The organism is Motiliproteus sp. MSK22-1, from assembly GCF_001968815.1.
In the GTDB taxonomy this organism is placed as follows: Bacteria; Pseudomonadota; Gammaproteobacteria; order Pseudomonadales; family Balneatricaceae; genus Motiliproteus.
Genome location: NZ_MIEQ01000020.1, coordinates 103,620 through 121,314 on the forward strand (window position 1 = coordinate 103,620; position 17,695 = coordinate 121,314).

The window sequence follows — 17,695 nt, forward strand, 5'->3', positions numbered from 1 at the left end:
TAACTTACTGCTTCTTGGCAGGTTTTTTTATCCGGGAATATCCTTTGCCTGTATTTTGACCAGTAAATGGAACATTAAAGGAACTGAGTACTGGACTTTCAGTATTGGCAGACGATAACCATCTTTTTTGTTTTAAGGATAGTTCAGCTGCCTGTAACTAAGTCACAAGCACCACAACAAAAGGAGATACGCCATGAATGGCAGTAAAGTAAAGATATGGAAACAGGACCCCAGCGTAGAAAGCATTGGTGTGCGCACCGCTTACATCAATACCGAAATCAACAGCGGTCCCCAAGACAAAGATATAGTGATCAAGGGAATGCCATTAGTGCAGGGAAACTCAAATAACGACTTTCTCTTTGACCCGGTACAGAACCCCATTGAATTTGACGCCGTACATACATTCACTGTGGTACGTAAAGTACTAACCATGTATCGACGCGCATTGAATCGAAATAACGTCACTCAGAATTTCGATTGGCAGTGGGGACCGGAACCGATCAGTGTTTATCCACGGGCTGGTATTGAAGCCAACGCCTATTACAGCAGAGGGCAAAAATCTCTTCGGTTTTATTACTTTCACCCTGGCGGTAATGAACGAGCAAACCTTGTTTATACCTGCCAATCCTTCGATATTGTATCCCACGAAGTAGGTCATGCTGTATTGGACTCACTGAAACCCGGATACTGGAACAGTTGGCACCTCCAAACAGGAGGCCTTCACGAATCCTTTGGGGATTTAACCACCATCTTCACCATGCTTTCTCAGTTAGATCAGTGCGAAGCCATAATCGCAGAATCCAAGGGAGACCTTCACGCCAAGAGCTTCTTCCCGTATGTCGCAGAACAATTTGGAGAAGCCTTAGGTCGATCAACGGGATTACGCAACGCCGACAATAATCTGAAACTTAGCCAGGTCTCCAACCAGGTCCACGATATCTCAAGAGTCTTCACCGGTGCCGTTTATGACATACTGGCCGACATCTTCGAGGACTACCATAAACCTGCCTTGTACGACCAGGCGGAAACCCTGCTGCGTGTTGGAAAGCATATGACTTCACTGGTAATTTTGGCATTGCTCAATGGACCCGACAGGAACGCAACCTATCGTGATATCGCCAATAAGATGATTGCAATTGAGCCTGTGCCTAAATGGAAAGAATTTATTTCTGATCAGTTTGAAAGACGCGAGGTTCTGGGTAGCTCTCTCAGCTTAACGACAGAACAGCCGCAAGCGTTGGTATGGACAAAATGCTGCGGCTCACTTCACCATCATGAACATACCGATGGTGTGAATAAAGCCATATCTGAAGAGCAAAAGAAACAGGGAAAATCCTGAGCCATATGGAAAACCATTGCTCTTGTGATCAGTGGACTCATGGGGCAGAGAAAACCAATACGCGAGCGTTGGCTTTTGCTCTGCCCCCCCGCTTGTATTCTTAACTCAAGGCTAGACAAGTATCGCGCTTAACTCCGTCGATTCCACTCGATACAGTCTTCCAGCGTAACGCCTTGGCCACCAAAGATATCCAGCGCACTGCCGATGGTGAGATCAACCTTGCCTGCTGAGAGCTTCTCAACCAGTTTCAGATCATCAAGAGTCCGTGCACCTCCAGCATAGGTCACTGGTATTGGACAGATTTTACCCAACAGCTCAACCAGTTCCTCATCAATACCGCCCTGCAACCCTTCTACATCAGCCGCATGAATCAGAAACTCAGCACAGTGTTGACTCAATTCATTAATCGTATCGGCATCAATAACAGTGTTAGTGATAGTCTGCCAACGATTAGTGGCAATGTTCCAGCCCTTCTCCGTACGGCGGCAGCTCAGATCCAGCACTAGCTTATCGATACCAACCTCTGCCTTGATAACTTCCAGGCGCTGCCAGGAAAACTCATTATTTTCAAACAAATAAGAGGTCACAATCAGATGAGACGCCCCCGCATTAAGAAACTCAGCGGCATTCTCCGCGTTAACTCCGCCACCAAACTGCAGCCCATCAGGCCAAGATCCCAGTGCTTTCAACACCTGCTCCTTGTTGCCAGGCCCCAAAGCAATCACATGCCCCCCCCTGAGATCATGCTGGCGGTAAAGATCCGCATAATAAGCGGCATCATAGGTGCTGACAAAATTAGTATCAGCTCCTTCATCATTGAGGCTACCACCAACGATTTGCTTGACTTGCCCTTGATGAAGATCGATACACGGGCGAAATTGGGTCACAGTTGAACTCCTGATGGTGGTAATAATAGAAATAGCAATAACAGTAGAAATAGAGGGCCAATTATAGCGAATGAAGGAGGGGGAAAGACAGTCGCCAACCGAAGGAGAAAGATACCAGATGACCACCTGTGAGCCAGTCTACTTAAAAACCTGAACCGAAAAATACCAACTGGTAATAATCAGCCCGAAAGCAAAGGAACTGAGTCGGATTTTAGTCTTGATAAGCTTAATGGCAGAACCGCCAGGCAATCGATTGAAATTGTTAATTATCTCAAGCAAGCGGGGACAAAAAAGCAGCATGCTAAATACTTTAATTAAGAACTTAAACCGCCTGTTACCCAGTACACCGGCGGTGGTAGGAACTTTCCACTAGTCGCATGCTTTACTGCCAAGCAGAATAGTCTACTATTGTGCTTGGTTTAATCGATACAAGTGCTCTCTGTTATGCTCAATTTCTCTAATACCTATGCCCAACTCGGTGATGAATTTTATCAACGTGTGCGACCGACGCCCGTAGCCAAGCCTGAACTCCTAATGTTTAACAGGGAGCTGGCCGAGAGCCTTGGTCTGAATGAGGCTTTGCAAGATCATTCTGATTTGATTGCATCATATTTTTCCGGCAACGAACTGCCCGAAGGCTGTGACCCCATTGCCTTGGCCTATTCAGGCCACCAGTTTGGCCATATGAATCCGCAGCTGGGGGATGGTCGCGCCCACCTTTTGGGTGAAGTGCTAGACAATGACGGTAAGCGCTTTGATATTCAGCTCAAGGGATCAGGACCAACGCGTTACTCCAGACAAGGAGATGGTCGCTGCGCACTGGGACCGGCGATCCGTGAATTTCTGATGAGCGAAGCGATGCACGCGCTGGGTGTGCCAACGTCCCGTTGCTTAGCCGTTGTAGCCACCGGCGAATCGGTGTATCGGGATAGAAGCAGGCCTGGCGCCATTGTGACGCGTGTGGCTGCCAGCCATATCCGTGTGGGAACATTCCAGTATTTTGCCATCCGGGGGCAGCAAGAGTCCCTAACGAAACTACTGGATTACACGATTAATCGGCATTTTCCCGAAATCGGCGTCGATGCAGAAGACAAGGTTCTGCGCTTTCTTGAGGCCGTTATGGCACGGCAAATTACGCTGATTGTGGAATGGATGCGTGTGGGATTTATCCACGGCGTCATGAATACCGATAATACGCTGATTTGTGGCGACACAATCGACTATGGTCCCTGCGCAATGATGGGCACTTACCATCCCGGTACCGTCTACAGTTCTATCGACGAACACGGGCGCTATGCCTTTGGCAACCAACCCAGCATCGCTCTATGGAATATTACCCGCCTGGCAGAGTGCCTGGTGTCGCTTATCGACAATGACGAAAAAACAGCCGTCGATCTTGCCCAATCGCTCCTACAGGAATACAACGTTCGATTTGAAACCGCCTATTTTGACATGTTCGCAAAGAAACTAGGCCTAATCGGTTCAGTACCCAACAGCCACGAACTCATCGTCGACCTTTTAGCAAAAATGAAAGATAAACAGCTCGATTATACCCACACCTTTGCCCGCCTGACCCAGTCTCTCCATGACAACATCCTGGCCGAGGAAATGAAGACGGAGCTGGGGTCCTGGTATGAAAGCTGGAGAGCCTGTATCGATAATTGCGAAGAAGGCTCCGATTGTGCAGAAAAGCAAATGGCCAGCAACAACCCCGTGGTTATTCCCAGAAATCACCATATCGAAGCCGTACTATTGGCCTGTGAAGAAACGGGCCGCACCGAAGCCGCAGATGAGCTCTTGAAAGTACTGCGATCCCCTTACAAGACATTGACCGAAACCCTTAACTATCAGGATCTCCCTGAGGACGGTGATCGGTACTATCGAACCTTTTGTGGGACTTAGTTGGAAGGTTGTGTGTGCTGGATTACACCTTGATCGTCCATTCGTTGATAGATTTTTTGATATAAAGATAATATTTGGTTTTGGCCTGTCGCCTAAGGTAAGGCTATGAGAAAACGAGTGACCTTAACCTGCTTATCGATTCTCATAGTCGGTTGTGAATTAAAACAGCGCCCATCTTATGCCCCTCTCGAAAATACTCTGCCGCCAGGAGGTCCGACGATTCAATATGATCCTGACAGTAGTTTTAAGAATATCGATAAAATCAGTGCCACCCTAAGCGACGAGGATTCAAAAAAATTTGGTCGCTCATTGGGATGGTATGGAACTGAATCGGACTTTAGCCTTGAAAAAATTGATGGCAAAACCGCCAGGCAATCGGTTGAGATTGTTAACTGTCTCAAGCAGGCAGAGACAAAAGAGCAGCAAGCTGGGTGTTTTAATTAGGCACCCCAAATCCTCCAGCTTGTCACCCGTACCAGGACCACTGACAAACTGGAGCAAGTAAAACACTAGCTATCCTTCACTTTCGTCCCCAATTTTGAATTTTTCTGCTACTGAGAAGGCTTATATTGGGTAAAACCATCGACAAATGCGTTTAGTAATTCTTCATTACGCTCATACTCACTATCGATATGGACGCACATTTCCTCTTTTAGCAGCCCCCTTGTTAAGCTTTCATGTTGATCCATAAATAACTCATAAATTGCCTTATAAGTTTGATCTGTGGCGATATTCTTTGCATTAATACCCAATAGATGGGCTCCCGCAAGGTCTATATCCCACTCATACTGTTCCATTAACTCCTGATCTTCGTAAAGCCCTTTATTAATCTCAGGGACTTTTTCATAAGTATTGAAAAGATAAATCAGATCTTTTGCATCCTTATCTCGCTTATCAGATGGGCGATCCATCCATGCAATCAGCTTTAATATGACCATTCCTTCTGGCGTTGCCACCGGGATATCGAGTTCTGGATCATCTTGGATGCGTATAACTCTTGCACTACTGAAAGCTTCTTGAAAACCCAAAACATTCATGGTGGAGTGACCATCCGGTGGCCACTGTATGTTAGCCTCTTCGTCTTCAAGTTGGCCAAAAGGTAGGATATCTATAGGCATATTCTCTGGTGATATCAGACGCTGCTGTGCTCGGGTTTCCTTATATCCTTTATCAACTAACTTCTCCTTAAGTAGCATGAATGCCTGCCAATCTGGCACCTGAATACCAAAATCAACATCCACTGTAGCTCGCTGAATACTAGCACCATACCCGTAGTGCAGCACTAAATCCCTTGCTGATGCGCCCACTACTACAAATGGGATAGCTAATTGATTCGCAATAGTACTGACAGTGTCGTAAATGGCGATAGTACTAGAATCAATCTTCCCCGAGATGTTGAGCAATGTGCTGTTCATATATCATCCCTGCTGTCTCTATGTTTCTGCTATCACCCGTGGCCATCAACTCAGCGTAGGTCAATATCGGACTCACTACGCCATTACTGGCGGTTGGCATTCCATTAGCAAAATCGTTTAATCTTTCGGGCCAAAACGGTCTGTATACGCTTACGATTCCAGGATCGTTATCAGTCCAGTCTACAGCTTTTCGTAACTTCGCAATCATAAGCAGCTTATTACCTGCTCGTTCTGGTAAGTAAACCGTAGCAGTTTGAGGCTTCAAGTAGTCTGTGTATTGAGAGGCAGCAATTTCTCCTCCCCAATAGGCGCCACATTCTTCGATTTTAATACCTTTCCACCAATAGGGATCTTCGGCAACAAATACACCCATTAACTGCTTAGGCTTTAGTTTTTCTGGATAGGCTTCGACCCAACGGTCGAGTAATTTCCTCCGACTGACTATGCGTCTATTCTTTTTTCCTACACGATCTATTATGAAACCTGCTGCTTTAAGACCGTTCACAACCCAGCCCACCGTACCTAAAGCTACACCCGTTTGCTCTGCAATCTCCCTATATGATGCGTTGACTAACTGGGCATTACACAAAAAGCCATAAACGACTTTGAGCCCCGTTGCATCAAAAGCACGATTTGAACCTCGACTTTTTGTAAGCGGTTTCAGTTTATTCCCTGTTATCAGGATATAGACGGGGGGTCGGTTAATATAGGCGTTTCCGGCCGTATCAATAAATTGAACGTCCATGTCCTTCAGTTTTTCCGCCATTTTTGGATTAACATAATCCGCAACCAGCAACCCTTCGATAGGAAGTTTTTTAACTTGACTAACCAAAACTCCCAAGTTGGCTTGCGGTGCCCATTTTTTTATCTCAACAGCCAGCCGTCCACCGAACTGGGGAGCCTCCAGAATTGCATCTACGTGTAAACCATTAATGTCGGCCTGTTCCTGTATAACTTTCAGAGGCAACCCTGTTTCTCTCTGGAAGATCTCTAACGCCTGCGCTAAAAGCGCATTTTCAATCTCAGTTACTTTCATTTCTGTTCTTCATATCAAGTCAGCAACTTCGGTATTTACCACTGTATTCTCACAGCCATACGTACACAAAAATACAATGTACATTATTAATGTACATAAATACAAATGTACACTGATAGTCATAACCCAACACCAGGCAGACTTCGATCTCTTTAATACACGGCAAAACTAACTTTCGGCGAACAGGTCAAACCACGCTAACTTATGTACATTAGTTCTTGAGCAATGCGAACAGGCCCGATGCCTTAATAGGGATCAGGTAACAACAGAATGACAAGCCGCGGAACAAAAAATCTCTAGACTCAGCTCGCTTACCAAACTAAGCAAGTAAAGCACTAGCCATCTTTCACCCCCATCCGACTAGCCATCGTTAACTCCAGTCGTTGATTGGCCTCTTCAAGTTTGATTCTGACCAGATCCAGACAACCGGCAATATCTTCTTGAGCCATATCATCTAGCTGTCTATTTCCGGCTAAAGCCATAATGATGCTTCGGGCGTGGTAGAGGTCCAGGCTGATGGTTTCTTCGGGGTCTTGGGGGGATGCGAGTGCTGGCTTAAGTGTATGTTGAGCGGTCATAGTGAAACCCTTTGGAATGGTAATTAAACCGCCTCCCAAAGACGCCAATCTTAAGGGGAGGCGGATCGAACAGAGTTGGCGTCACCGGTCCAAAGGAACCCGGCCAGCCCGGAGGCTGCTCCATCCGACCCGCCAAAAAACGTAGTCGTACACGAGCCGAGCCCATAAAAAAGACGCTGTGATGCGTCTTAAGGGCACCTCTGGAAAACGGAACGCCAATTCCGGCGTTGGATTTTGCCAACACAGGTTTAGGATAGACCTGTAGGGTAAGGAGGGTCAAGTTGGGATTATTTTGTTCTGGAGGTATTTGATCGTTGTAGGAGAATGGTTTCGGAAGGCTGGCGGGACCACTACATAAAGCACAACCACCTGTTATTTATACAGAATAGATATTATGACACTAGCTATTGTTACCACCAGTGTTACTAAAACAAAAACTCATTTGTTTTTTCAGTGCTTTTGGGCCATTTCTTTAAGCAGGTTGTAAGCGTTTAAGAGCAATCTCTATCGACTGTTCATCAAAGAGCTCTGTCTTTCGGTTGGCTGACCTTTCTCCACCTTTCCATCTATGCAATCCTGATTTGATCCCCTCCAACGTAGGTTCACACCCATCTTCTTGAATGAGCCAGTCTACAGTTGATAACAGCTCCATTCCAAAAGGTGATTCAAATCCATCGATAACCTTGGCTGTATGCTCAAGGACTTCAGCGTACGGTTTAGCTTCCTTATTTTTAAGATAGGTTTGCAAGTATTCCTTCTTGCTGTCATCAAACCAAATCACCTCAAGTGGATCTGCATCTGCAATACGCTTATCGCAATGCAGATAGCTGCCATCAAGGCCCTCCAGCAAGTGTCTCAATCTATCTGAGTACGGTCCATACTTATGAGCTTCAAACCTCAGATCAAGAGGGTTATTTATAGCCTCCTTATTAATGGTCCTATCTAAGAACCAGGCTAGTTTTTGAATTTCCAAGAGACTGCATTCCATGCCCAAAACCCAATACCGACGTATTAGCTCAGCGATCAGAGCGCGAGCAGGAGTTAACGTTTTTACTCCCTGCTTTTTAGCCACATTTTGGTACTTGCTCGTAGGTTCGTAGATCAGAATTTTTACATCATCTAGGTCCGATAGAGAGTTTTCGATCTCTTGACGGACTGCATCCCATGGAAGGCCACCGTTCCCCGCTCCAAGAGGGGGGATAGCAACAGAGCTGACTTTGTTTTCTAGGATAAAATGACGTAAATCTTGAAGGCCCTCAACGATCCATTCCATCTTCGAAGGTGAGCGCCAGTGCTGTTTTGTTGGAAAGTTAACAATCCACCTAGGCCCCATGAGCTCGCCTGTCTCGGTGATATACATCTCGCCCGTTCTGACTTCTTTAGCTTTACAGGCTTTCGCATACTCGCTCATGTTTTTGGCAAAGCGCTCTTTGAACATTAATGCGATGCCCTTCCCCATAACACCGACGGTGTTGACAGTATTCACTAGCGCATCCGCTTGTGCTTCAAGAAGGTTACCTTGAGTGTATATAATCATTAAAAATACCATCCCTGACGCACATGAACCTTAAGCGCCAGCTGTCGTTGAGCAAGTTGCTTTTCTATGTCTGATTTTACGCTTTCTGTATAGCAGACCATACCCAAAAGTCCGGAGATTGGACAAAATTGATGGATAAGGGCCTCTGCCTGATAACGCTCAAACTTAGCCGGGTCGTCTGCATCTCGCTTGAAGTCCCGCCTCTGCAAAAGCGGCCAATCGATCTTACCTAGATCGGCCAAACTCTTATAATAGTTAGACCAAGCGTAATAAGCGTGACTATCTGTAAAAAGGAATGGTAAGCCCTGATCTTGAACGTGGTATAGGCTTGATACAAGAATAAGAATCTCTTCATTTCTGCACTGACGAACACCTCCTCGACCGCTATGGATATTCTTCATCATCACCGAAAAAGGGGTGAAATAGAACGGTATGTAGTCATTTAAGTTCCCACCTGGTACCAAAGGAACGGGATGCTTTGAGCGTTTATCAATCAGCTCTTCATTTCCGATATTTATCCAGCTGGATGACCTAGTTTCACTATTTCCACAGTGCAAACCGTTATTCAGAATCCAAGGTAAGTTATCCCGGTGTATGATGCGCCAAATTAAGGCCTTTTGTGGATTTAAACTGGGATAGTGGTTCATTTATTCACAAAGAAGCTCTCGTTGATATTTACATGCTTACGAAGCGCTACGCCCTTAAGGAGTTCTAACACATTCTCTCTATCCTTGGTTTTACCCCGATTTGTCGGACACCTAGTTAAGAGTAGATAATCTACTTTAACGAGGTTTTTACATGTCTAATACACGAAGAAAATATTCCGAAGAGTACAAGCGCGAAGCCGTTTCATTAGCCAGAGGATGCCTAGGGATAATCTTCCAACCATTAGCCTCAGCCACAGTTCTTCTCACCGTAATGAGAGCAAAACGTTTATCTTTATTGTCTATCTGGACTCGCCCATCAAAGGGACTCCCTCCAAAGAAATGAAACGGTACGTAATGATCTAATGCCAGATTTTTCCTGGATTCGATGATATCCGCATCAGCAACATCCACAAAACCGCTGACTTTGCTTCTTGACAGCAGTCCTTGCTCCAGAATTGATGGAAGGTTCTCAATATCAGTAAGATGGTAAAGTAGCTTTTGCTCTTTGATGTCAGCCATCGATAAATTCCCTTTTTCATTGATTTCCAAACAGAGTGCTCTAACTCCTTACTATTCGGAGCTGCAGTTTTTCAAAAGAGTTGACCCCCGTAACTCTATACTCAATTCATACCCTCTATCAGAGATTCTAACTAATTCCAGATTTTCCTGATTCTATGGGAATCTAGACAGCATCTTAATCAGCTATGGTGCAACAAGATCCCAAGCGGATGCTCTAGGATCACCGGTCTGATAAAACTGCCTGACGAGTTTTACAAAGTCCAAAAAGTCTTTGTTCTCCACGGTTAAGCGATTCGCAGTATCCCAGTCAATCTCTAATCGCTCTTTCGCCGGTACCAGTATTTGGCTGTCAGCCGGGTTATCAATATCCAGTTGAATCAAGCCGATTCCATGGGCGGAAAACAACATACGAAGCTCTTTAAGGGTATCAGTGCCTTCAATTTCAGAGGCAACCAGATAACCATAATTGGCCCATGAAGAATTCGACACAGCCTGGAAGAAACATTCTCGAATATTAGAACGGTTAATTAATAACTTAACCTCAAAAGACCACAACTTTGTTCGCTTGTCGGCATATTGGCCAACACAATCTTTAACCTCCTGATGCCATTCAGAACTCAGATCTTCCATTGCGACGACATCAGGGTACAACCATTTGTTACCGTTGGGGCCTCGCTTATTTGACGACCGTTTCTCGTCAATTCGCTTGGAATACAGTGAAAACTCTGTCCAGAGATATTCTGAAAGCAACGGGTACAGATCATGCTCTTTAGGCTTTGATTCAGAGCTAGCTTTGCTATCAGATACCTCAACTTCAGCAGCATTAACCTCTTCACTTTCGGACTGTTCAGTGAAGTAATACTTTCTGGGTCGCCCCTCCGTGGTTCTTATCTGTGGGTGCTTACGCTGGAGCCTTGGGCGTTGTGAGGCTATCTCACGAACAATCTGTTGAATCAGATCATCTTTTGACTGCAAAGCATCGCTACGACGTTGCTTATCCTGACACTCGTCTGGATAAGTTTGATAAATCCAAATCGCTATTTCCCGCGCAGTAAACTTCTGGTTTTGGTTGCTTTGCAGGTAGTCCCGCACTGTTTTGGCTAGATTCAAAGCCATTTCTCATATTCCATTGATTTTTTTAACCATTCTACTCAATATCGAGATATCGACAATAAACAGAAGTAAATTTGCCCAGTATCACTAAGAATGGGCCGAACTTGATCTGGCAGTTTGAGAGTTTCGGCCCAACAGTGTATACCTGCCCGTTAAGCGATTCAGCCAGATACCATGGAAAAAGCGTATGTGAAAGGGAGAGCTTCATCATTTTACCAACAAGTCAGATGGTGCAAGCCGACAAGCAAACCGTAGTGCTCAATATGAGCTTTCTTGTATTTCAGGCAATGCCGAGAAATTGAGTCATATACAAAACACCCTGTCGAGCTTGTACTCCTGTTCGCTTAGCGCCTACAGCGATTTTTGATAGTTTGCTAAGCGCATAAATTGATAAAGAAAAAACTAACACCGATATCGATACCAATGATTAGGCAGCCCAGACCGAATGTCAGACCATAAACTCACGCTCAACAAACTCGAATCTCTACTCTTCCAAGCCTGCGATATTCTGCGCGGCAAGATGGACGCTTCCGAGTACAAGGAATATATCTTCGGCATGCTATTCCTCAAGCGCATGTCTGACCAGTTTGAGGCTGATCGGAAAACCAAGCACAAACGGCTGGAAGCCGAAGGGCGGGACCCCAAAGCTATAGCGATGCTGCTGGAGAGCAAAAAACAATACGACTACTTCGTCCCCGAGCGTGCACGTTGGTCGAAGATTCAACACATCAAAGAGAACGTTGGCACCGAGCTCAATAAAGCCTTGGCGGCGCTGGAAGACGACAATACCGACAAGGGCTTACAGGACGTTCTCAAGCACATCAACTTCAACCGCAAGGTTGGGCAAAAGCCCATGTCCGACGAGGTGTTGGTGTCCTTTATCCAGCACTTCAACAGTATTCCCCTGGCCAATGACCACTTTGAGTTCCCCGACCTACTGGGTGCAGCCTACGAATACTTGATCAAGTACTTTGCCGATACCGCCGGTAAGAAAGGCGGCGAGTTCTACACCCCCGCTGAAGTGGTTCGCCTGTTGGTGGAGCTGATCGAACCCGGTGAAGACCACGAGGTTTATGATCCGACCTGTGGCTCCGGCGGTATGCTGATTCAGAGCAAACAGTATGTGGCGGAAACTGGTGGCGATGCCCGCAACGTGCATCTGTTCGGCCAGGAGAGTAATGACGGGACCTGGTCTATCTGCAAGATGAATATGATTCTGCACGCCGCCGGCGGTGCCGATATTCAGAATGAAGATACCCTGGCAAAACCCCAGCACCTGACCGAGAACGGCGAGATACGCCCCTTTGACCGGGTAATCGCTAATCCGCCCTTTTCCCAGAACTACCAGAAGAGCGGCATGACCCACCCCAGTCGCTTTGATACCTGGCTGCCGGAAGGCGGTAAAAAAGCCGACCTGATGTTTGTCCAGCATATGATCGCCAGCCTCAAACAGGACGGTCGCATGGCGGTGGTGATGCCTCACGGGGTGCTGTTCCGGGGTGGCGAAGAACGGGCTTGCCGCCAGAAGATGATTGAAGACGGCGTTCTCGAAGCGGTGATCGGCCTGCCGCAAGGCTTATTTTACGGTACCGGTATCCCTGCCTGTGTACTGGTGGTGAATAAAAACAATGCCGCCAACAGCGACAATCCTCGCCAGCATGTGCTCTTTATCAATGCTGACCGGGAATACAAAGAGGGTAAAAACCAGAACAGCCTGCGCCCTGAAGATATCGAGAAGATCACCCATGTCTATCGCCAGTTGGCCAAGCTTACCCGCGAAAACCAATCAGAAGACGCCAGTATCGATAAATACGCCCGCGCCGTCAGTATCAAAGAGCTAGAAGCCGAAGAGTTTAATTTTAATATCCGCCGCTACGTGGATAACAGCCCGGCACCTGAACCCCAGGATGTGCGGGCGCACCTCAACGGCGGCGTGCCCAATGCCGAAATCGAAGCGCTGGCCCAGCACTGGCAGAACTACCCGGCGCTGAAAGAGGCGCTGTTTACGCCACGAGCCGACGATACCGGCTACAGCGACTTCAGCCCCGCCATTACTGATAAGACCGCCATCAAAACCCTGATCGAAAACCACCCGCAGCTGCAAGCCAAGCATCACGCTTTTACCGAAGGACTGCAGCAGTGGTGGCGGGAGACCTTTACGCCGGAATTCTATCAGCTGGGAGATGATCTGCCCGGTTCCAGAGGCGTGTTCGCCCTACGCCGCGATGCCCTGGATAGCATTGTCAATGCGCTATTGCCGGAGCAGTTGCTCTCCCTCTATCAGATTCGCGGCGCCATGGCGAACAACTTCAAACAGCAGGAGGCGGATCTTAAATCCATCGCCAGTAGCGGCTGGAATGCCGAACTGATCCCCGATGCCGAGATCCTGCAATCCCAGTTCCCCGAGGTACTGGCCAATATCCAGCAAGACCAGGCCCGTATCAATGAGCTGGAAGCGCTGTTTACGGCAGCCAATGACAGTAGCGAAGATGATGAAAGCGGCAACGAGTCTGACGATGAAGCTCCCGGCGTGCTGCCCAAAGCGCAGGTCAAGCAGCTGAAAGCCGATAAAAAAGAACATAATGGCCAACTTCGTGATCTGAAAAAACAGCTCCGGTTTATCAAAAAAGACAGCGCCAAGAAAGAAGACCTTTACAAGGCGGCGGCACTGGAAATCCAGATCGACCGGCTAACCGCCTCGATCGCAACCATTGAAACCAAACTCGCCCAGCACACCGCGCTGGAAAAAGAGCTGAAAGAGCTGAAGGCGGGCCTGAAAGAGGCCGAGAAAAAGAAAGATAAGCTGGTTGAGGCCGCCCGTTCGCAGATCAGCAACCTGGACGCCAAAGCCCTGATCGAAGCCCGCTTTAAGCAGGAGCTGGAGGGCGATTATGCCGCCTATATTCGAGCGATCACCAGCGCCCTGGTTAAAGCGGTTGAAAACCTGCATAACAAATATGCGGTGACGGTAAAGGAGATAGTGGCAGAACGGGAAAGAGAGGCCGAGTTGTTAAGTGGGTTCATGGCGGAGCTAGGCTATGAGTAAATTCCCAGACGTCCCCTTAGGTTCATTGTTTAGTAATGTTACCGGGGGAGGCACGCCTCCTAGACAAATTCCGGAATATTGGAATGGCCCGATACCTTGGGCCAGCGTAAAAGATTTCAAGGAAGGGTCGTCAAGTATAGACTCGACTCTTGAATCTATTACCGAGAGTGGGCTAAGAGCTAGCACTTCTAAGCTAATTAAGTCTGGAACCCCTGTGATTTGCTTGCGAATGGCCGTAGGGCGATCAGCACTAATTAAATGTGATGTTGCTATAAATCAAGATGTAAAAGCGCTTTTTCCTACCTCTGAAGTTGACTCAGCATATGTTGCCTATCTACTAGAATTTATTCGCGACAGAGTTGAGAGTCTGGCTGTTGGTTCAACTGTCAAAGGAATATCAACGAGCGATTTACTAAGAATCGATGTGCCATTTCAAAAACATAATAGCGCACAACAAAAAATCGCCAAGATCCTAACCACCGTCGATAACCTAATCGAAAAGACACAGGCCCTGATCGACAAATACACCGCTATCAAGCAGGGTATGATGGCCGATCTCTTTACCCGTGGCATCGACCTTAGCGGCACTGCCGACACCAATCCCAACTACGGTCAGCTGCGCCCGAGCTACGACCAGGCTCCCAGGCTATATAAGCACACAGAACTGGGCTGGGTGCCGAAGGCGTGGGAAATATATAAATTAGAAGATATCGCTAGTGTTGAACGTGGGAAGTTTACGCACCGTCCTAGGGATGATGAAAAATGCTATGGAGGGGAGTATCCCTTCATACAAACAGGAAGTGTAACGAAAGCTAAAGGAGGTTACATTTCAGAATATAAGCAAACTCTCTCTGACTTTGGCCGCAATGTTAGTAGAGAGTTTCCACCCGAAACTATAGCCGTAACGATTGCTGCGAATATAGCCGATACAGGCATATTAAATAGGCCTATGTGCTTTCCTGACAGTGTCGTTGGTGTGATTGTGGATGGAAGCAGGGCTTTAACTAGATTCGTTGAGATATGCATAAGGCTAAGAAAAACCCGATTAGATGCGCTGGCTCCATTGAGTGCCCAAAAGAATATCAATCTAGAAGATCTCCGCCCGTTATTGCTAGCTTTGCCATCTGTTGAAGAGCAAACGCAAATATGTGAGAGATATTGTTCCATTGACACCTTGATAAATGAGAATGAAGTTCAACTTGCCAAACTAGCTCTTCAAAAAAAAGGCCTGATGCAGGACCTACTAACTGGAAAGGTCAAAGTCGCCTAGGAAAACACCATGTTAAAACGGATTTCAACAATAAAAAATATAGGCGCTTTTAAGGACTGTAATGCCAGCCCCGTGGCCTTTGACAAAATCACCCTGGTCTATGGCCGCAACACCTACGGCAAGAGCACTCTGGGCGATATCTTCGCTTCACTTAAGTCTGGCAACCCACAGAACCTGGTTGCCAGAAAAAGCATTCCTGACGATCAGTCGCCGCAAAAAATTGAAATGGGCTTCGCTACCAACGGGGAAAATGAAGGTCAGGGTAAGGCGATCTTCCGCAATGGCAACTGGACCAACGGCCTGCGAGCCTCCCATAGCCTTGCCGTTTATGACGACGGTTTTTATCACTCTCATGTTTTTACCGCCCGTAGTCTGACACGAGGCAACAAAGAGAACTTTAGCAACTTTGTATTGGGTGAACAGGGTGTCGAGAAAGCACAGCTGATTGAAGTCAAAAGCCAGGAGAGGGGGCAAAAAAACCGTCGGAAAACCGCGATGGAGAAAGAGGTCTTTAGTGGTATTGAAGGTTTACAGGACTTCTTACAGCAAACTGTTGTTGAAGACATTAATGGGACGAAGGAAGCGCTGGAAAAAGCCAGGCAAGATTATGTTGATCTTCTAAAGCAGAAAAAACAATCCACTGAGATAAAAGCTCGGTCGAAGCTCTCGCCGATATCATTGGACAGGTCGCTGATCGATGGGGCAGAGGCCATCAATACCGTGCTGGCGACTCAGCTGGAAAACCAGCATGAAGCGGCAAAAGCGGAACTGGAAAACCATATTAAGCGACACTTCACCAAGATCGAGGGTGCTGAACAGTGGATACAGCAGGGATTAGGCTACATTACCAGAGATAAGGGTAATGGAGACAAAGAGATCGCTGATAACTGCGCTTTTTGCGGCCAATCCCTCACCCCCGAGGTGAATGAGCTGCTGGATATCTATAAGCAGTGTTTTGATGACCAATACGCCCGCCATGAAGGATTTGTCTCCAGCAGCCTAAAGCGCATTCGGCCTCAACTGACTCTCAACCTACTGCAAACGCTGACAACTCATATTGAGCAAACCGATCTCGTCATTCAGGCCTATCCGGAACTCTCAGAGCAGCCGGAAGCAAAAACGGTGATCGATACAATCAAGGCCGTTCATCAGAAAATCCAGGGGCAGCTGGACCCGTTGCGTGCTGTAGGCGATGGGGTTATTGAAAAGTTTAATGAGATCATACCGCTTAAGCTGGCCGGGCCAGATAAAGCAGTAGCCACCGTGGATCTTGATGACCTCAAGGCGGTATTCGACAGTATCGGACTGCTGACTACCGCCCTAAATACCGAAATAGCCACCTTCAACCAGCATATTGAAGCCTTTAAAGCGACACTGGAAAACGGACCGCTTGAGCAACAACTTGCTACCCTCAAAGAGAAAGGCATTGCGCTAGGAAAGGACGTGCAACGGTATGAAAAAAATGATGCCTGCATCGAGTATCAACAGCTCCTTACCGATATCAATTCTCTGGAGAGAGATATCCCCCGTCTAAGAGACGAGTTGGCCGAGGAGCAAAACACCTATTTAGCCCAGTATTTTGACATCATCAATCGCTATTTCAGAGCGCTGGGCAGTCGCGATTTTACCCTGCAGCACGGAACCAACAATCAAGGCAAAAAGCCAGTCAATTACTTTAAGGTACAGTTTCGTGGCCAGCCGGTCGCCGAAGCCGATCTCGACAAAGTCTTCAGTGAATCCGATCGGCGCTCGCTTGGCCTGGCGATATTCCTATCGTCACTGGATTCGATGGAACCTGCTGATTTAGCCAGAACCGTGGTTGTATTGGATGACCCGGTCACCTCCTTTGATGACCATCGGGTCGGTCAAACCCATAGCAAGCTGGTTGAACTGGCAGACCGTTGTGAACAGATCATTCTGTTGAGTCACTTTAAAGAAGGAGTTGCCAACTTTCTTAATGTGCACGGTTTCTCGCGTACAGATGTCAGGGTGATCGAAATCATCAGGGATGCTCAGGGCTCCAAACTGCAAGTCGCTGATGCAGATGCCTTTATAAAATCCGCTCACCAGCAAAATACCGATGAACTGATCGATTTTGTTGAGCGGCGGACCGATAAGCTCAGTTGCAAGCCCCGGGTCTACCTGGAAGATGTGATCCAGATTCGTTTTGCCAAACAGATACGAGCACATGCAATCACCAACAATACCCTTAGTGAACGCATTGATGCACTGAAAACTCATGGCATTCTATCTGCGGACATCGGACAACAACTTCACCGGTGGCGCAACGAGCTAAACCCGGAGCATCATGTGTGGCTGGGCGATGATATCGAGAACCAACGCAACACAGTTGCAGAATTCTTAGAATTCGTTTTTCACCAGTTAATACCGGCAGCCTAAAGGGAA

14 protein-coding genes are annotated in these 17,695 nt (G+C 47.1%); 6 read left to right on the forward strand and 8 right to left on the reverse strand.

What is annotated here, in order from left to right; all coding sequences use genetic code 11:
- The first annotated feature begins 193 nt into the window (after nt 1-193).
- Complete coding sequence (locus tag BGP75_RS02475) at nt 194-1,339, forward strand: hypothetical protein (RefSeq protein ID WP_076714720.1); 1,146 nt, start codon at nt 194-196, stop codon at nt 1,337-1,339.
- Nucleotides 1,340-1,467: 128 nt separating this feature from the next.
- Here BGP75_RS02475 and hisA read toward each other — a convergent pair whose 3' ends face one another.
- Nucleotides 1,468-2,226 carry a phosphoribosylformimino-5-aminoimidazole carboxamide ribotide isomerase gene (gene hisA / locus BGP75_RS02480; RefSeq protein WP_076714722.1) on the reverse strand — a complete coding sequence of 253 codons (759 nt, stop codon included), beginning with the start codon at nt 2,224-2,226 and terminating at the stop codon, nt 1,468-1,470.
- A gap of 444 nt (nt 2,227-2,670) precedes the next feature.
- Here hisA and BGP75_RS02485 point away from each other — a divergent pair, with 444 nt between their 5' ends.
- Together BGP75_RS02485 and BGP75_RS02490 are read left to right on the forward strand one after the other, a co-directional pair.
- Nucleotides 2,671-4,128, forward strand: coding sequence for a YdiU family protein (locus BGP75_RS02485; protein ID WP_076714815.1), 1,458 nt, complete (start codon nt 2,671-2,673; stop codon nt 4,126-4,128).
- A 105-nt stretch (nt 4,129-4,233) separates the two neighbouring features.
- Complete coding sequence (locus BGP75_RS02490; RefSeq protein ID WP_076714724.1) at nt 4,234-4,572, forward strand: hypothetical protein; 339 nt, start codon at nt 4,234-4,236, stop codon at nt 4,570-4,572.
- Between the two features lie 107 nt (nt 4,573-4,679).
- Here BGP75_RS02490 and BGP75_RS02495 read toward each other — a convergent pair whose 3' ends face one another.
- From BGP75_RS02495 to BGP75_RS02525, 7 genes are all read right to left on the reverse strand, one after another.
- Entirely contained in the window at nt 4,680-5,543 is an 864-nt protein-coding gene (locus tag BGP75_RS02495; protein ID WP_076714726.1) for a nucleotidyl transferase AbiEii/AbiGii toxin family protein, read from the reverse strand.
- The gene (locus BGP75_RS02500; protein WP_076714728.1) at nt 5,506-6,579 is read right to left on the reverse strand and encodes a type IV toxin-antitoxin system AbiEi family antitoxin; all 1,074 of its coding nucleotides are present in this window, start codon (nt 6,577-6,579) and stop codon (nt 5,506-5,508) included. Before BGP75_RS02500 ends, BGP75_RS02495 begins: the two co-directional genes overlap by 38 nt.
- A 335-nt stretch (nt 6,580-6,914) precedes the next feature.
- Nucleotides 6,915-7,157 carry a hypothetical protein gene (locus BGP75_RS02505; RefSeq protein ID WP_076714730.1) on the reverse strand — a complete coding sequence of 81 codons (243 nt, stop codon included), beginning with the start codon at nt 7,155-7,157 and terminating at the stop codon, nt 6,915-6,917.
- A gap of 472 nt (nt 7,158-7,629) precedes the next feature.
- Nucleotides 7,630-8,706, reverse strand: a complete 1,077-nt coding sequence (locus BGP75_RS02510; RefSeq protein ID WP_233152825.1) for a macro domain-containing protein — start codon at nt 8,704-8,706, stop codon at nt 7,630-7,632.
- On the reverse strand, nt 8,694-9,341 hold the full coding sequence (locus BGP75_RS02515; RefSeq protein ID WP_076714734.1) for a DUF4433 domain-containing protein: 648 nt from the start codon (nt 9,339-9,341) through the stop codon (nt 8,694-8,696). Before BGP75_RS02515 ends, BGP75_RS02510 begins: the two co-directional genes overlap by 13 nt.
- A gap of 147 nt (nt 9,342-9,488) precedes the next feature.
- The gene (locus tag BGP75_RS02520; protein ID WP_076714736.1) at nt 9,489-9,860 is read right to left on the reverse strand and encodes a DarT ssDNA thymidine ADP-ribosyltransferase family protein; all 372 of its coding nucleotides are present in this window, start codon (nt 9,858-9,860) and stop codon (nt 9,489-9,491) included.
- 183 nt (nt 9,861-10,043) lie between these two features.
- Nucleotides 10,044-10,976 (reverse strand): COG2958 family protein, encoded by a 933-nt coding sequence (locus BGP75_RS02525; RefSeq protein WP_076714738.1) that lies wholly within the window; start codon nt 10,974-10,976, stop codon nt 10,044-10,046.
- 442 nt (nt 10,977-11,418) lie between these two features.
- On the opposite strand from BGP75_RS02525, the gene BGP75_RS02530 reads away from it, so the two are divergent.
- The 3 genes from BGP75_RS02530 to BGP75_RS02540 are packed head-to-tail and all read left to right on the forward strand — an operon-like array spanning nt 11,419 to nt 17,689.
- On the forward strand, nt 11,419-14,019 hold the full coding sequence (locus tag BGP75_RS02530; RefSeq protein WP_076714740.1) for a class I SAM-dependent DNA methyltransferase: 2,601 nt from the start codon (nt 11,419-11,421) through the stop codon (nt 14,017-14,019).
- Nucleotides 14,012-15,289 (forward strand): restriction endonuclease subunit S, encoded by a 1,278-nt coding sequence (locus BGP75_RS02535; RefSeq protein ID WP_076714742.1) that lies wholly within the window; start codon nt 14,012-14,014, stop codon nt 15,287-15,289. The genes BGP75_RS02530 and BGP75_RS02535 overlap by 8 nt, the downstream gene beginning before the upstream one ends.
- 9 nt (nt 15,290-15,298) lie before the next feature.
- A complete protein-coding gene (locus tag BGP75_RS02540) occupies nt 15,299-17,689 on the forward strand; it encodes an AAA family ATPase (RefSeq protein WP_076714744.1) in 2,391 nt (796 codons plus the stop codon).
- The last annotated feature ends 6 nt before the right edge of the window (nt 17,690-17,695 follow it).

Coding starts and splice junctions, on each gene's coding strand:
- BGP75_RS02475 (WP_076714720.1), top strand. CDS start 194: ATGAATGGCAGTAAAGTAAAGATATGGAAACAGGACCCCAGCGTAGAA.
- BGP75_RS02485 (WP_076714815.1), top strand. CDS start 2,671: ATGCTCAATTTCTCTAATACCTATGCCCAACTCGGTGATGAATTTTAT.
- BGP75_RS02490 (WP_076714724.1), top strand. CDS start 4,234: ATGAGAAAACGAGTGACCTTAACCTGCTTATCGATTCTCATAGTCGGT.
- BGP75_RS02495 (WP_076714726.1), bottom strand. CDS start 5,543: ATGAACAGCACATTGCTCAACATCTCGGGGAAGATTGATTCTAGTACT.
- BGP75_RS02500 (WP_076714728.1), bottom strand. CDS start 6,579: ATGAAAGTAACTGAGATTGAAAATGCGCTTTTAGCGCAGGCGTTAGAG.
- BGP75_RS02505 (WP_076714730.1), bottom strand. CDS start 7,157: ATGACCGCTCAACATACACTTAAGCCAGCACTCGCATCCCCCCAAGAC.
- BGP75_RS02510 (WP_233152825.1), bottom strand. CDS start 8,706: ATGGTATTTTTAATGATTATATACACTCAAGGTAACCTTCTTGAAGCA.
- BGP75_RS02515 (WP_076714734.1), bottom strand. CDS start 9,341: ATGAACCACTATCCCAGTTTAAATCCACAAAAGGCCTTAATTTGGCGC.
- BGP75_RS02520 (WP_076714736.1), bottom strand. CDS start 9,860: ATGGCTGACATCAAAGAGCAAAAGCTACTTTACCATCTTACTGATATT.
- BGP75_RS02525 (WP_076714738.1), bottom strand. CDS start 10,976: ATGGCTTTGAATCTAGCCAAAACAGTGCGGGACTACCTGCAAAGCAAC.
- BGP75_RS02530 (WP_076714740.1), top strand. CDS start 11,419: ATGTCAGACCATAAACTCACGCTCAACAAACTCGAATCTCTACTCTTC.
- BGP75_RS02535 (WP_076714742.1), top strand. CDS start 14,012: ATGAGTAAATTCCCAGACGTCCCCTTAGGTTCATTGTTTAGTAATGTT.
- BGP75_RS02540 (WP_076714744.1), top strand. CDS start 15,299: ATGTTAAAACGGATTTCAACAATAAAAAATATAGGCGCTTTTAAGGAC.